Genomic DNA, 14672 nt, shown 5'->3' with positions numbered 1-14672 from the left:
AATGCCACATTTTTAATTCATGTTGAACTTGTTTAATTTTATATACGAATAAATTAGATTGAAAAAGTGGCTTACATATCCTTTTCTAGGAATAATTTGGGTTTATCAAAATGCGATATCTCCCTTTACTCCTGCTAGTTGTAGATACACTCCTACATGTTCTAGCTATTCCAAAGAAGCTCTTATTAAGCATGGTTTTTTTAAAGGTGGCTGGCTAGCCATTAAACGTATTTCTAGCTGTCATCCATGGGGTGGCAGTGGTCATGACCCAGTACCTTAATTTTCCAATTATAGATTTTTACTATCTTATATCTAACAATGTCTTTTGTAAATTCGCCATTAAAATAAGTTAGTGAGTCCTAATCAGATATTATTTACAATCATCGGTTATTTTGCCGTACTAATCGGCATTTCCTTTTTAGTAGGTCGTAAAAATGATAGTGCAACCTTTTTTAGAGGTAACCGTTCTTCACCATGGTACATAGTTGCCTTTGGGATGATAGGTGCTTCATTGAGCGGTGTAACCTTTATAAGTATTCCTGGTAATGTTGAGGCAGATTCTATGGGGTATTTTCAAGTAGTACTTGGGTATACCTTAGGGTATCTTGTAATAGGAACAGTCTTGCTTCCCATGTATTACAGACTCAATCTAACTAGTATTTATACCTATCTGCATGATAGATACGGAAAATCAGCTCAATATACCGGATCCAGCTTTTTCCTATTGAGTAGAGTTGTAGGAGCGAGTTTTAGGCTTTATTTGGTGGCAGGCGTACTTCAAACTTTTGTTTTTGATCCTATGCAAGTAGGGATTGAATTTTGGCAAACGGTAACTCTTACTGTTATTCTTATCTGGTTGTATACGTTTAAAAGCGGTATAAAAACCATTGTATGGACAGACACCTTGCAAACTTTGTTTATGCTAATAGCAGTAGGTGTAGCCTTGTATTTTCTTTATGAGAGACTAGAATTCTCTTCTATTAATAACTTAATTGATTATATAAACAGCAGTAACTACTCTCAAGTATTCTTTTTTGATGATTGGAAAAGTGATCAATATTTCTGGAAACAATTTTTATCTGGTGCATTTATAGCAATTGTAATGACAGGATTAGATCAAGATATGATGCAAAAAAACTTGACTTGTCGCAGTCTCAAAGACGCTCAAAAGAATATGTTTTGGTTCACGATTGTACTTACCATAGTTAATTTATTATTCCTAGTACTAGGAGTTCTTTTAACTGCCTTTGCCAAAGCGGAAAACATTCAAGCTTCTAAGGACAGCTTGTTCCCTGCAATTGCGCTACAAAGTGAGATGGGAATAGGACTAGGACTTGTATTTATGCTAGGACTTGTTGCCGCTGCTTATAGTAGTGCCGACAGTGCTCTAACTTCACTTACCACCTCATTTTCTGTAGATATTTTAAACGTAGAAAAAAACTACTCTGAATCTAGGCAAAAGAAAGTACGTATGTTAACACATATCGCGTTTTCAATCCTATTAATTCTTGTGATAGTAAGTTTTGAATACCTGATCCAAGATGCCAGTGTAATTACTAAACTTTTTGTTTTTGCTGGTTACACCTATGGACCACTTTTAGGTTTGTTTAGCTTTGGAATACTCACTTCGCTTAAACCTCATCGATACAGCGTTCCTATTATAGCGATAATATCTCCATTTATTGCCTACACCGTGAGTGTACTAGCCGAAAATGCGGGATTTGAATTTGGGTTTTTTATTCTTTTATTAAATGGTGCAATCACCTTTTCGTTATTATTGATTGCGTCAATTTTACTACCTTCTAAATCAGTACATAATTAGTATTGGTTTGTACCTAGCATTACTAGAGTACACGCCACTTCTACCTCTATACCATTTGACCTTAGAATTTCATAAAATTCAGGATTTTCTGTGCCAGGATTAAAAATGACACGTTTAGGCTTAAGACTTAAAATGTAATCGTAATAGGGCTGCTGTCTCTTTGGATTTAAATATAAAGTCACCGTGTGAATATCCTCATATTGCGGTTGATCAGTATCAATAGTTACTCCTGCAACCTCACCAGTTTTCAAACCTATAGCTACGGTAGGAACCTGATAAGACTCCAGTCTATTAATAGCCATGTTTGAGTAACGGTCTGTTTTAAGCGATGCTCCTAATACAAGTGTTTTTTTAGACATATTTAAGATTTAAGCTGTAACATTTCAACAAAGTTAGCGTCTTTTAATTGAAGGACGTGATAAACCCTTTACGATTTATTTGATAATTGAATTGTTTGAAAAAGAAAAATTCAAAGGTTAACGTTTCGTATAATTCATAATTAATGGTTGGTGTTATTGTACGATAACTAGAAATCCCGAGCTTGCAGGCTCGGGATTTTGTTTATATAAAGAATTCAAATAGAATAACCAATCAGTTGTTCTAAGATAACTACCATTTAATTACTGCACTACCCCAAGTAAATCCACTTCCAAAGGCGGCAAGAACCACCGTATCACCTTCTTTTACTTTACCTTCTTCCCACGCTTCACACAACGCTATTGGGATAGAGGCTGCAGTCGTATTTCCATAGCGCTGTATATTGTTGTATACTTTGTCATCAGATAATTGAAATTTCTTTTGAATAAATTGTGAGATACGCAAGTTAGCCTGATGCGGCACAAGCATGTCAATATCATTAACATCCAATCCATTAGTTTTCAATCCTTCCATTATCACTTCACTAAAACGGACTACTGCATTTTTAAATACAAACTGGCCATTCATATATGGGTAGTAAGGAATATCTTCCTGTGGATTCTCCTCAATTATTTGAGGAACCCAATGGTTAGTAGAAGGACCTTTAAGAGAAAGTTCTAGCGCGTGTTTCCCTTCACTATGTAAATGTGTTGAAAGTACTCCATGACCTTCTTGTTCTGATCGAGTAAGAACGGCGGCTCCTGCTCCATCACCAAAAATTACTGTTACACCGCGACCACGAGTAGAAAAATCTAATCCACCGCTGTGATTTTCTGATCCTATTAAAAGTACATTTTTATACATACCTGTTTTAATGAATTGATCAGCTACAGAGATTCCATAAATAAAACCACTACATTGATTACGTATATCAAGGGCTGGACAAGTGTGAATTCCCATCATATCTTGTACTTGGACACCACATCCTGGAAAGTAATAATCGGGAGATAGGGTTGCAAAAATGATTAAATCAATCTCATCCTTAGATATTCCAGCTCGATCAAGAGCAATTTCGGCAGCTTTCACTCCCATTACTGCAGTTGAATTTCCATCGCCTTTTTTAATATGACGTCGTTCCTTAATACCTGTACGCTCTTGAATCCACGCATCATTTGTATCCATTAATTTAGAAAGATCATCATTAGTCACCACATTTTCAGGGACATACTTTCCCATTCCGGCTATTCTAGAAGTGTACATATTTATTGTTTAAAAGCCTTGCAAGATAATAACCCACTACCCTATCTTGCTATGGTTTCCATTAGTTTTTATATGCATGCATAATAAGTTGTTTTCTAGTAATCTTCCGGAACTACCTGATGGTGAACTACATTATGTAGGTGATTATTACGCTTTCGCGAAAGCGGACACATTACAGCGTACAATTATTGAGGAAACGAAATGGCGCCAGAACAAAATAAAGTTGTTTGGAAAAGAACACCTAGAACCTAGACTTACTCAATTATATGGTGATCCAAAATTGAATTATGGATATTCGGGTATTGAATTTGAACCCTTACCCTGGACCAAAACGTTAGCCATGATTAAAAAAGATGTTGAACAACTTGCTAAAACCGACTTCAATATTTGTTTGCTTAATTTATATAGAGATGGGAATGATTCTAACGGATGGCATGCAGACGATGAAAAAGCTCTAGGTGAAAATCCAACAATTGCATCAGTAAGTTTAGGTGAGGAACGATTTTTTCACCTGAAACATAACACGCTTAAACAACACCGATATAAGTTTAAACTGGAGCACGGCAGTGTGCTAATAATGAGCGGTGGCACGCAACATTTTTATAAACATCAAATTGCCAAAACTAAAAAGACTATAAAACCGCGATTGAACTTAACCTTTAGAAAGGTAATTAGCGATTAACGTTTGGCTATTTTATTACCTGTAGATCGCTGTCTAGAACACTTGAATCTATTAATGCCTTCCATGCGTTGTGCTCTATGTTTTGTAGAACGACCTTGAACACGCTCGCGCCACATTTTAAAACTACTAGGTTTCATTTGATTGCGCATGATTTTGATAACCTCGCCTTCAGAAACGCCGAATTGAGCCTCGATAGCATCAAATGGAGTGCGGTCTTCCCAGCCCATTTCTACTATACGATCAATAGCTCTTTCGTCTAAGTTTTTGATTATGTCTTTTGCTCTTGCCATAGTGATATAGTCGCTTCAATATTTATTCATTACATTGATAGTAGCAGATAATACTCTTTTTTTTACCTTTAAATATGCAAAATAAAAATTTTATAGAGTACTTAATTATTACTCTTAATCTAATTCCGTTTCTTTATTTAGGCTTTATTTACAGCGAATTACCAGAAGAAGTAGCCATGCATTTTAATTCTAGCGGACAAGTGGATAGAATGGGAAGCAAACAGGAATTGTGGATACTTCCTATCCTTTTATGTGGCGTCATGTATTTTTTGTTTAAGTACCTACCTCAACTAGATCCTAAAAACAATAATTCTAGGATATGGCCAGGACTTAGGTTAGGCCTTACAGTTTTTATGAGTACCATCAGCATTATCATTATTTACGCTTGTTCACATACAGATTCATCAACCTTCAGTAAAGAACTACCTAGATTAATCTTTGCTGGTGTGGGATTATTGTTTGTTTTATTGGGATTATATATGAGACATATTAAACCTAATTATTTCATCGGAATACGCACGCCATGGACGCTAGAGAATAATGATGTATGGAAAAAAACACATTATTACGGTGGATACTGGTTTTTAATAGCAGGGATCGTAATGGTAATTTCAAGTATACTATTCTCCATGCAAACAACGTTTATTATTGTCATGTCAGCTACCATTGGCATAGCAATTGCAAGTTTTGCATACAGTTATTATTTATATCAAAAACCAGGTAAGAGCTAATGAAGTATTTTCTAGTATTCACTTTATTTATTGTAAGTATTTCTTTAAACGCACAAGACGTTTTCAGTAAAGGTCAAATGCAAAAGGAACAAATCGATCCTACCATCTATAATATTAATGATAATATTCAAGGTTCTCTGCTGGTTCCCGATACATTGCAACCAGTACCGCTAGTGATTTTTATTGCAGGACAAGGAGCCGTTGACAGAAATGGAAATGAGCCTAGAACAAGAAGCAATCACTACAAACAATTAGCAGACAGTTTGTTATCTAAGGGTATTGCTAGTTATCGTTATGATAAGCGTACTCTTACACTAATGAAAAATAGAAAGACTACGGATGAGGTTACTTTAAACACATTCATTACCGATGCGAGAGTTACCGTAAAAACGTTTAATAGAGATGATAGATTCTCTAAAATCTATTTATTAGGACATGGCCAAGGGTCACTGATAGCTATGAGAGTTTATGACGAATCCATTTCTGGGGTAATATCTATTGCAGGTCACGGCCAGTCTATCGATGATTTAATAGTGGATCAAATATCTAAAGAAATCCCAGGTCTAGATAAGGTAGCAAGAGCAACCTTTGACAAAATAAAAAAGCAAGAAAAACCTGTTAAAAACATTGAACGAGATCTTTGGAATGTAGCAAATCCTGGAATCCAACCTTTTATGAAAAGTTGGATGAAATATGACCCAACAAAACTGATAAAAAAAATAGAATGTCCGATTCTTTTATTAAACGGTGATAAGAACAGACAGGTTTCTACCATGCAAACTGAACTGTTACATGAAGCATCACCTAGTTCTAAAAAGGTGATTATTACAGGCATGAATTATGTATTTAAAAAAGTTGGTGATGATGAAATTGTTGCAGCAAAAAGCTATGTGGAGCCCAACTTTCCTATTCACCCTGAACTAATTAATCAAATACATACGTTTGTAACAGAATAGTTACAAATTATTCTCGTTTCATTGTATTTTGCAGGCAACCTTTAAAACAAGCCTGTATCAATGGATATTCCTAAAATTGAAAACGCAGCACCATTAATCACCAATGACGCAATAGTCTTTGGACTTTTAATGATTTGTCTAGCTATTGTGTTTTATGCCTCGTCAAGAGAAGACGGATTTTGGAAAAAATTCTTTACTTATGTTCCCGCCTTACTCATGTGCTATTTATTACCTAGTTTTTTGAGCACAACTGGAATTATATCTGGTGAATCGTGGCAAATTATTGAAAATGGCGAGCTAGTTGAAAAGGAGTCTAACCTATACTACATGGCCAGCCGTTACTTACTTCCAGCAGCACTTGTTCTTATGACCCTTTCCATTGATCTTAAAGCTGTTTTTAATTTAGGTTCAAAAGCACTACTCATGTTTTTGACTGGTACCGCTGGAATTATTATTGGCGGACCACTAGCAGTACTATTAATAGGTTCGTTTGTACCAGAGGCTATAGGTGGTGAAGGCACAGACGCTGTTTGGCGAGGACTAGCTACACTAGCTGGAAGCTGGATAGGTGGTGGAGCAAATCAAACTGCCATGTTAGAAGTATATGAATATAGCCAAGATAAATACGGTGGTATGGTAATCGTAGACATTGTTGTAGCAAACTTATGGATGGCAATTTTGCTTTTCGGTATCGGTAAAAGTCAACTGTTCGATAAATGGACCAAAGCTGATAATACAGCCATAGAAGAACTCAAACAAAAAGTTAGCGATTATACTACTGCTGTAAAGCGAGAAGCTACAGTTACAGATATTTTTGTAATGTCTGGAATCAGTTTTGGCGCTGTGGCAGTATCACACTTACTTTCAGAGTTTCTGTCTTCAACTTTCCAAGCAAATGAATTGATAGCTGGTAACATTTATTTGTCCTTTTTGACTAGTGGTTTTTTCTGGATTATTGCTATAGCTACTTTGATTGGAATATTACTTTCTTTTACTCCAGCTAAACGTTATGAAGGCACAGGAGCAAGTAGAATAGGCGGTATATTCATTTACATACTGGTAGCCACGATAGGTATGAAAATGGACTTAACTAAAATAATGGATAATCCATTCTTAATTCTAATCGGCCTGGTGTGGATGTTTTTCCATGCGATGTTATTAATAATCGTGGCAAAACTTATTAAAGCTCCTTACTTTTTCCTAGCTGTGGGAAGTCAAGCAAATGTAGGTGGTGCTGCCAGCGCTCCAGTTGTAGCTGCCGAGTTTCACCCATCCTTAACCAGCGTGGGCGTTCTACTTGCTGTATTTGGATATGTAGTAGGAACTCTAGGAGCTATTGCCTGCACAATTCTTATGCAACTGGCAGCAACAGCCTAGTATTTTACAAGGATATAATGCATATTTGCACCTCAAATTTTTGAAATGAAAAATCTCATCATCTTAATTCTTTTATTTGCTGGAATCACAGCTTGTTCTGATTCAAAAGGCACTCTTACCGTTAATGGAAATATTAAGGGGCTAAAACAAGGAACCGTATATCTTCAAAAATTAGTAGATACAACCATCGTCAACGTTGATAGTATAAAAATAGATGGTGAGCCTGTATTTAAATTAACGACTCCACTAGAAAATCCAGAAATTTTATATCTATATCTAGATATTAAAGATGGCGTTAAATATGATGACCGTATACAATTTTTTGCTGAAGATACAATTATCAATATAGAAACTGACCTAGAGAAGTTTGAGGATAATGCTCAAATCACTGGTTCAAAGAATCAAGATATTTTAAATATTTATGAGACGAACAAAAAACCTTTAAACCAGGTCTATACTAAGTTAGTACAACGCAGTATGCAATTGAATGCAATGGAAGACGTTTCTCAGGAAAAAATTGATTCACTTACAACTGCTTACGATAAATACCTGCGTAAAAAAGTCCTATATGCGATCAACTATGCTCAATTGCACAAAGATTACGAAGTATCTCCATATATCCTTGTAAAAGATGCTTTTGATGCAAAGGCAGAACTACTAGATAGCGCTTATCAAATGATGCCAAAAAAAATTCAGACAAGTCGTTATGGAAAACAACTGTCTGAATTAATTAAAACTAATAAAGAATTATAGAGCGTTTATACGATCAGCTAATTGGTTAGCTTCGTTTTGTAAATCAACTCTTACTTGTTTTAAATGACTTGCTCTATTTTCTACGCTGCGGTCGTTAACACGTGCGATAAGAGCGTCAAAAGTTTTTATACTATCGTCTATAATTTCTTCAGATTTTTTATGATCAGATTCTGGATGCGCTCCTTGATGGATAATTGCCGCATCAATGATATCACCTAGTACATAGTTGATATCTTGCTTTAAGTGTCTTATGCTTGCCATAATTGTGAATTTATGGCAAAAATAACCTATTTATTAATCTTATGATATAGAAACCTGTAGCACTTTTGCACCTGCGGTTGAATGCAAATCAACAGCTACTAGGCTCGCTGGCAATAAAACTGTTTCTACTGGTTTTAATGTTACATTTTCATCATCTACCTCAATATCGATAATTGTATCACCTACATTCATAAGCACTACAAAAGATTCGAGCTGTGCTGGGTTTATCTGGTAGTGATCATCAAAACTCACATAGTCTGTTTTAAAGTATCTATTTGTCGCAAGATTTTGACTACCCGTTTTTGAAGGATTATAATTAATATGGTGACCTTTAACTTTGTTATAATCAGCAACGTCAATGGTATCCTGAATATGTAATTCTCTGGTATTACCTTCATCATCCTTGCGGTCAAAGTCATAGACCCGATAGGTAATATCACTACTTTGTTGAATTTCAGCAAGGGTTATTCCACCACCTATAGCATGAATTAATCCAGGCTTGATAAAGAATGCATCGCCTGTTTTAACTTGCTGTTTATTTAATATATCTAGTAAGGATTTTTCTTGTATCGCTTTCGCGAAAGCGTCCTTATCACAATCCTCATTAAAACCCATTATTAATCGCGCACCATCATCCACATGCATGATATACCACATCTCAGTTTTACCAAAACTATTATGTTTCTTTTGAGCTACACTGTCATCAGGATGCACTTGTATAGACAAATCTTGTGCTGCGTCTATATATTTTATAAGCAAAGGAAACTGATTTCCAAATCTGTTTACACTAGTAGCTCCTAACAGTTGTAAGGGATATTGTTCAATCAATTCAGTGAGCGATTGCCCCTTATAATTACCATTGGTAATAATAGATTCATCATCGGGCACAACACTGATTTCCCAACTTTCTCCTAATTGGTTAATCGGTGGATTGATTTTTTTGAGTGTATTTAATTGATCTCCACCCCAAATTTTGGACTTAAAAATAGGTTTAAACTGCAGTGGATATAGTTTCATTAATCACCTGAATATACAACAAAGTTACGAGGTGTCTCGTATAATTTAATACTCAAATCGTATTTAGGATCTAATTTAGGTTTTATTTTTTGATAAATTACATAGGCAATATGTTCTGCCGTAGGAATTAAGGTTTTAAATTCAGGAACTTCTTCATTGAGATTTTTGTGATCAAATGCATCTTCTACTTGTTCTTTGATGATATCTTTAAGTATTTTCAAATCAATCAAATAACCAGTTTCTGGATCAACTTCACCTGTCACACCTACTTCTAATTCGTAATTGTGACCGTGAAAATGTGGATTGCTACATTTCCCAAATATTGATTCGTTTTGTTCACTAGACCAATCTGGTCTAAACAGTCGATGTGCTGCATTAAAATGCGCTTTACGATATGCTGTTAATCTCATGAGATGAATTTGTAATATTTATCAAAAATAATTTTGAACCAAGCTGTATACTCATGTGGATTTTCATCCATATGAGTTTTAATTTCTTGAGCTGTCATCCATTTATAAGCTGCTACTTCATCTGGATTAATTACAGGCTCATCATTGTAGTAACCTATCATCACGTGATCTAATTCATGTTCTGTAAGGCCATTATCAAACGGAGCTATGTATATGAAATTGAAAAGTTCTTTAAGCTCTGTAGAAAATCCCATTTCCTCTTGTAGTCTTCTTTTACCTGCCTCAATATTAGTCTCACCATCTCGTTGATGACTACAACATGTGTTAGTCCATAAGCCTGGTGAATGATACTTGTGTAATGCTCGTTGCTGCAACATAATTTGTTGCTTATCATTTACTACAAATACGGAAAACGCACGATGCAATAATGCTTTTTCATGGGCCTCAATTTTTTCCATAAGGCCTACTTTTTCATCGTTTTCATTTACCAGTATGACTTGCTCCATTTATAAAATTTTGTTTCAAATTTACAAAAGAAGTTTAATCAACCTCTTAGTAATTTGTTAAGAGAATTGATGATAAATCACTGATTGAATATCTTGATCTATGACTTTTTTAGAGTAGTTCCTCTGTGATCAATGGTAAAATCTACTGTAGTTGTAGAAACTGGTTTTTTCTTGTTCCCAGTTAAACGATCAACTAGCATATCTACCGCAACGGCACCTATTTCTTCACCGTGTTGAGTAACTGTAGATAGAACAGGATCCGACAAATATGAAAATTCCTCGCTAGAGAAACCTACAATTGATACGTCTTTAGGAATGTTATAATTGAGTCTATTAAGAGCACTTACCGCTACTAATCCCGATTTATTATCAATGCATAAGACTCCATCAACATCGGGATGTACTTCACACATATTTTTTATGTGTTCTCTTACACCTTTTGCATTGTCAACATTGATTATGATAGGTTCTTGATTAGTATTACTTGATTTTTCTAGAGCGGTTTTATATCCTAAAATTCTAAGTTTTGCAACGCTTAAATCTCCTAAAGTATTTATTAGTATTATCTTCTTACGACCTTCTTCAATAAACATATTGACAGCGTTGAAGGTCGACATAAAGTCGTCTATTACTACCTTATCACATTCAATCGATTGTGAGGTTCTATCAAACATTACTACTGGAACATCTTGTTTAAGTAAATCTTTCAGGTGGTTTAAATCGTCTTTGGCCTGCGTCTCTTGTGAAATTGAGAGTATAAATCCATCGACACTACCATTTGACAATAAGTTTATTGAGTCATTTTCTTTTGTAAAGGACTCATTTGAGATACATGTAATAATATTATATCCCAATTTATTTGCCTGTTGCTCAATCCCGTATAAGGTATTTGCAAAGAAAGGGTTTAAAATATCTGGTATGATTACACCTAAGGTTTTAGTTTGTCTATTTTTTAAACTAAGTGCTAATGTATTTGGGCGATAATTTAATTCTTTTGCGATTTCTTTCACTCTTTTAATAGTATCCTGACTAATTTCTGGACTATCCTTTAATGCCTTAGAAACAGTAGATACTGAAACACCTAGAGTGCTGGCTAAATCTTTAAGTGTAATCATGATTTACCTTTTGTATTTCACAAATATAATGAACAAGCAACTAGCAGTTAAAAGCCGCAGTCAAACTTTAATTATTGAAACATTTTCTCCTAAAACCTTTACAATGGCCCAACAAAGCATAGGAATAACATATTTAGAAAATGTATATTCAATAATAGAATTAAAACTGCAGCTATAAGATTAAATTAATTATTTACCTACCACGATAAACTCAGATCTTCTGTTAAGTTGGTGTTGTTCCTCGGTACAATCAACACCGTTTGAACATTCGTTAACCAATTGAAATTCTCCATAACCTTGAGCTGTCAATCTATCTGCATTGATTCCTTTCATTATTAAATAAGCCCGAGTAGACTTGGCTCTGCGGTCACTTAATTTCATATTATATAAATCTGGCGCACGGCTATCTGTATGGGATCTAATATCTACTTTAACAGTAGGAAACGCCTTCATAAATTGTAACACTTTTTGCAGTTCAACTTCTGCATCAGGCCTTATATTAGATTTATCAAAGTCAAAATATATCATAGGTATATCTAGCACGCTAGCTAGATCATCACCGACTTGGAATTTTTGGATTTTATCATCAATAGATCTTTTTAAAGAAATAGGTAAATCTATCGTAGCAATAACATCTGGTGTTGTTGTTACTGCATCGGCAGGAGCATACTCTTCTTTGGATGCTTGGATGGAATATGTTGATTCACATAGCACTGTAAAGGAATAAGCCGCGTCCTTTTTAACAATTACTCGTTCTACCTCGTTATTATCTACATCTAAAAGAACAACGGTTGCTCCTGGAATTAATTCTCCCGTTTCTTCATCTGTTACTATTCCTACTATTTCATCTTTACAAGCTAAAGGTTTGTTTTGCTTTAAACTATATATATCATCAAGACCTTGTCCTGATTTTCTATTTGAACTAAAGTAACCCGTCATAGTGCTATCCTTAATGACAAATGAAAAGTCATCGTAAGAACTATTAATTGGTTTTCCTACATTGGTGATTTTTAACTTTTCGCTATCATGGGCTTCTGCAAGTGAAATCACAAAAACATCTAATCCTCCTAATCCCATGTGTCCCGTAGATGAAAAATAAAGATCCTCTTTTTCTGAAATAAATGGGAATAACTCCTTTCCTATTGTATTTACAGCAGTAAGATTCACAGGCTCTGATAAGGTGCCTGTCGAATCTATTTCAACATACCAGATATCTGAACTACTCTTTCCATCCAAACCTGTTACACTTCCAGGTCTATCGCTAGAGAAATACAACCTAGATTCTTCTCCATTTAATGCTGGGTGAGCTGTCGACCACTCGTCGCTATTGATTGCTAGTTCTTCTATATTTCCCCATCCGTCTTCTGTTTTACTAGCTCTAAATATTTTCAACTTATTTATTTCATCTTTGCTTTTCTTATACTTTTTATTGAAATAATTATTGCTGGTGTAATAGATCGTTTGACCGTCTTTCGTGAATACTGCATTACTTTCATGAAATTTAGTATTCAATTTTTGATCGCCATTTCCAAATTTTCTAGGATTAACAAGTTCTAAACTTGCACTATCAATTTGAGCAACATATAAATCTAAAAACTGTCGTTCACTCCATTTATGACGTCTGTTAATCATAGAAGCAGAATCCTTTGAACTTGCATATACCACTTCATTACTCCCATTAAGATAAGCGGTTCCAAATTCCTGAGACTCACTATTTATCTCTAAATTTTTAATGGTATATCTCCATGATTGAAGTTCAATCATCTCAAGATAATTTTTATCGTTTACAAAAATTTCAGTAAAAGAATCTGCTCCCTTAATTTTTTGATATTCTATTAATAACGCATCAGCCTTATCGTAATCCTTTACCGCTTTTAAACTTTGAACATATCTAAAATAGTATTCACTTTCTATCGCGCCATCGTTATTCTCAAATAGTTTTGTATACCATTTGTGTGAATTTGAATAGTCGTTATTGAAGTAATAAGTATCTCCTAATTTTTTATAGACATTACTTGTCCCGTAACCGTCCTCCACCATATTTAAATACATGTGTTGTGCATCTATAAAAGCATACTCATCATATACTTTATCTGGCTCTATTACATTTCTATCTTGAGCGAGAGATATCGTGGAAACTAATCCTAGTATAACAGTTAAATATTTCATTGTAACTTTTTAATTTTATTAAAAGAATCTTGGTGTGATAATTCTATCGTAGCTGTTGAACAATTCAAATCGCAAGAATAATTCATAACTACCGTCGTTGTATATCGCATTACCTAATTCTGTAGTCTCGCGATCATAGGCAAATCCTATCATCATTTGATCACTTATTTGAAATCCTACTAATCCAGTAACAGCAGCACTCCACCTATAGGCCGCTCCTACTGTGAACTTCTCGTTGAATAAGAAATTTGCCGTTAAGTCAACCTGTAAAGGTGCTCCTTGTACCATCTTTACTAGTCCAGCTGGCTTGAACTTAATGTTATCATTTAAATCAAAAACATATCCCACGGTTCCAAATAAGTGTATACGCTCCTCTGCTATAAACGTGGCTGAACTCGTGTCGTTATCTTCATCAAAATGATCCGTCTGTAATAAATTAGGCGAACTCAATCCTACGTAAAACCTCTCCGTATGATAATACAGTCCTAATCCTACAGTAGGTGACAATCTATTGTCTACATTCTCACTCAATCTAGGATCTCCTGGATCAAAAATATTTAGCTTATTAAAATCAACATTTAACACGTGGATTCCTCCCTTAAGTCCAAAGCTTAATCTTGCCTCGTCTCCTACGGGAATCGTATAACTAAAATCTGCCGCTACATAGGTCTCATCAGCTGGTCCTATTTCGTCATTCACAACACTCAAACCTAACCCTACTCTACTATTGGCAATAGGAGTATGAAACGACAAAGTTTGAGTGCGTGGTGCTCCATCCAATCCAACCCATTGACTACGATGTAATCCAACTATACTCGCTACACCGCGATTACCAGCATAGGCCGGATTTATAACTATCGGATTATACATATACTGACTGTACTGTGGATCCTGTTGAGCTGTTAACGCTTTCGCGAAAGCGAAAAAAACAAAGACAACTATTAATTTTTTCATGCTTGTATTCTT

At 35.0% G+C, this 14672-nt stretch carries 17 protein-coding genes; 7 read left to right on the top strand and 10 right to left on the bottom strand.

Annotated features, from left to right (window positions below):
* The first annotated feature begins 58 nt into the window (after positions 1 to 58).
* Both yidD and I5168_RS06105 read left to right on the top strand, forming a co-directional pair.
* Positions 59 to 280 (top strand): membrane protein insertion efficiency factor YidD, encoded by a 222-nt coding sequence (yidD, locus tag I5168_RS06110; protein ID WP_042277375.1) that lies wholly within the window; start codon positions 59 to 61, stop codon positions 278 to 280.
* Positions 281 to 352: 72 nt separating this feature from the next.
* Positions 353 to 1822, top strand: a complete 1470-nt coding sequence (locus tag I5168_RS06105; protein ID WP_431472704.1) for a sodium:solute symporter — start codon at positions 353 to 355, stop codon at positions 1820 to 1822.
* On the opposite strand, the gene I5168_RS06100 is transcribed toward I5168_RS06105, so the two are convergent.
* Positions 1819 to 2181 (bottom strand): CoA-binding protein, encoded by a 363-nt coding sequence (locus tag I5168_RS06100; protein WP_060523935.1) that lies wholly within the window; start codon positions 2179 to 2181, stop codon positions 1819 to 1821. The two genes, I5168_RS06105 and I5168_RS06100, sit on opposite strands and share 4 nt — an antisense overlap.
* A gap of 250 nt (positions 2182 to 2431) precedes the next feature.
* Complete coding sequence (locus tag I5168_RS06095; RefSeq protein ID WP_060523933.1) at positions 2432 to 3439, bottom strand: 3-oxoacyl-ACP synthase III family protein; 1008 nt, start codon at positions 3437 to 3439, stop codon at positions 2432 to 2434.
* 76 nt (positions 3440 to 3515) lie between these two features.
* Here I5168_RS06095 and I5168_RS06090 point away from each other — a divergent pair, with 76 nt between their 5' ends.
* Positions 3516 to 4121, top strand: coding sequence for an alpha-ketoglutarate-dependent dioxygenase AlkB family protein (locus I5168_RS06090; protein ID WP_431472703.1), 606 nt, complete (start codon positions 3516 to 3518; stop codon positions 4119 to 4121).
* On the opposite strand, the gene I5168_RS06085 is transcribed toward I5168_RS06090, so the two are convergent.
* Positions 4118 to 4411 carry a TIGR03643 family protein gene (locus I5168_RS06085; protein ID WP_431472702.1) on the bottom strand — a complete coding sequence of 98 codons (294 nt, stop codon included), beginning with the start codon at positions 4409 to 4411 and terminating at the stop codon, positions 4118 to 4120. The genes I5168_RS06090 and I5168_RS06085 overlap by 4 nt on opposite strands.
* Before the next feature lie 74 nt (positions 4412 to 4485).
* On the opposite strand from I5168_RS06085, the gene I5168_RS06080 reads away from it, so the two are divergent.
* From I5168_RS06080 to I5168_RS06065, 4 genes are read left to right on the top strand one after another with little or no spacing between them, the layout of a single operon-like run.
* Positions 4486 to 5142, top strand: a complete 657-nt coding sequence (locus tag I5168_RS06080; RefSeq protein ID WP_431472701.1) for an SdpI family protein — start codon at positions 4486 to 4488, stop codon at positions 5140 to 5142.
* A complete protein-coding gene (locus tag I5168_RS06075) occupies positions 5142 to 6098 on the top strand; it encodes an alpha/beta hydrolase (RefSeq protein ID WP_431472700.1) in 957 nt (318 codons plus the stop codon). The genes I5168_RS06080 and I5168_RS06075 overlap by 1 nt, the downstream gene beginning before the upstream one ends.
* A gap of 60 nt (positions 6099 to 6158) precedes the next feature.
* Positions 6159 to 7475 carry a DUF819 domain-containing protein gene (locus I5168_RS06070; protein ID WP_431472699.1) on the top strand — a complete coding sequence of 439 codons (1317 nt, stop codon included), beginning with the start codon at positions 6159 to 6161 and terminating at the stop codon, positions 7473 to 7475.
* A 45-nt stretch (positions 7476 to 7520) separates the two neighbouring features.
* Positions 7521 to 8228: a DUF4369 domain-containing protein gene (locus tag I5168_RS06065; RefSeq protein WP_431472698.1), complete on the top strand. Its 708-nt coding sequence runs from the start codon at positions 7521 to 7523 to the stop codon at positions 8226 to 8228.
* On the opposite strand, the gene I5168_RS06060 is transcribed toward I5168_RS06065, so the two are convergent.
* The 7 genes from I5168_RS06060 to I5168_RS06030 all read right to left on the bottom strand — a co-directional run bounded on the left by I5168_RS06060 (position 8223) and on the right by I5168_RS06030 (position 14660).
* Positions 8223 to 8489, bottom strand: coding sequence for a hypothetical protein (locus tag I5168_RS06060; RefSeq protein WP_042277359.1), 267 nt, complete (start codon positions 8487 to 8489; stop codon positions 8223 to 8225). The genes I5168_RS06065 and I5168_RS06060 overlap by 6 nt on opposite strands.
* Before the next feature lie 39 nt (positions 8490 to 8528).
* On the bottom strand, positions 8529 to 9506 hold the full coding sequence (locus I5168_RS06055; protein ID WP_431472697.1) for a type I phosphomannose isomerase catalytic subunit: 978 nt from the start codon (positions 9504 to 9506) through the stop codon (positions 8529 to 8531).
* Positions 9506 to 9916 (bottom strand): 6-pyruvoyl trahydropterin synthase family protein, encoded by a 411-nt coding sequence (locus tag I5168_RS06050; RefSeq protein WP_042277355.1) that lies wholly within the window; start codon positions 9914 to 9916, stop codon positions 9506 to 9508. The genes I5168_RS06055 and I5168_RS06050 overlap by 1 nt, the downstream gene beginning before the upstream one ends.
* A complete protein-coding gene (idi, locus tag I5168_RS06045; protein WP_042277354.1) occupies positions 9913 to 10422 on the bottom strand; it encodes an isopentenyl-diphosphate Delta-isomerase in 510 nt (169 codons plus the stop codon). Before idi ends, I5168_RS06050 begins: the two co-directional genes overlap by 4 nt.
* Before the next feature lie 98 nt (positions 10423 to 10520).
* Entirely contained in the window at positions 10521 to 11537 is a 1017-nt protein-coding gene (locus I5168_RS06040) for a LacI family DNA-binding transcriptional regulator (protein ID WP_431472696.1), read from the bottom strand.
* Positions 11538 to 11726: 189 nt separating this feature from the next.
* Complete coding sequence (locus tag I5168_RS06035) at positions 11727 to 13706, bottom strand: OmpA family protein (protein ID WP_431472695.1); 1980 nt, start codon at positions 13704 to 13706, stop codon at positions 11727 to 11729.
* Between the two features lie 18 nt (positions 13707 to 13724).
* On the bottom strand, positions 13725 to 14660 hold the full coding sequence (locus I5168_RS06030; protein ID WP_105019606.1) for a PorP/SprF family type IX secretion system membrane protein: 936 nt from the start codon (positions 14658 to 14660) through the stop codon (positions 13725 to 13727).
* Between the last annotated feature and the right edge of the window lie 12 nt (positions 14661 to 14672).

This window comes from Nonlabens sp. SCSIO 43208, from assembly GCF_050703575.1.
GTDB lineage: Bacteria > Bacteroidota > Bacteroidia > Flavobacteriales > Flavobacteriaceae > Nonlabens > Nonlabens tegetincola.
This window is presented reverse-complemented; position numbering and strand designations above follow the sequence as displayed.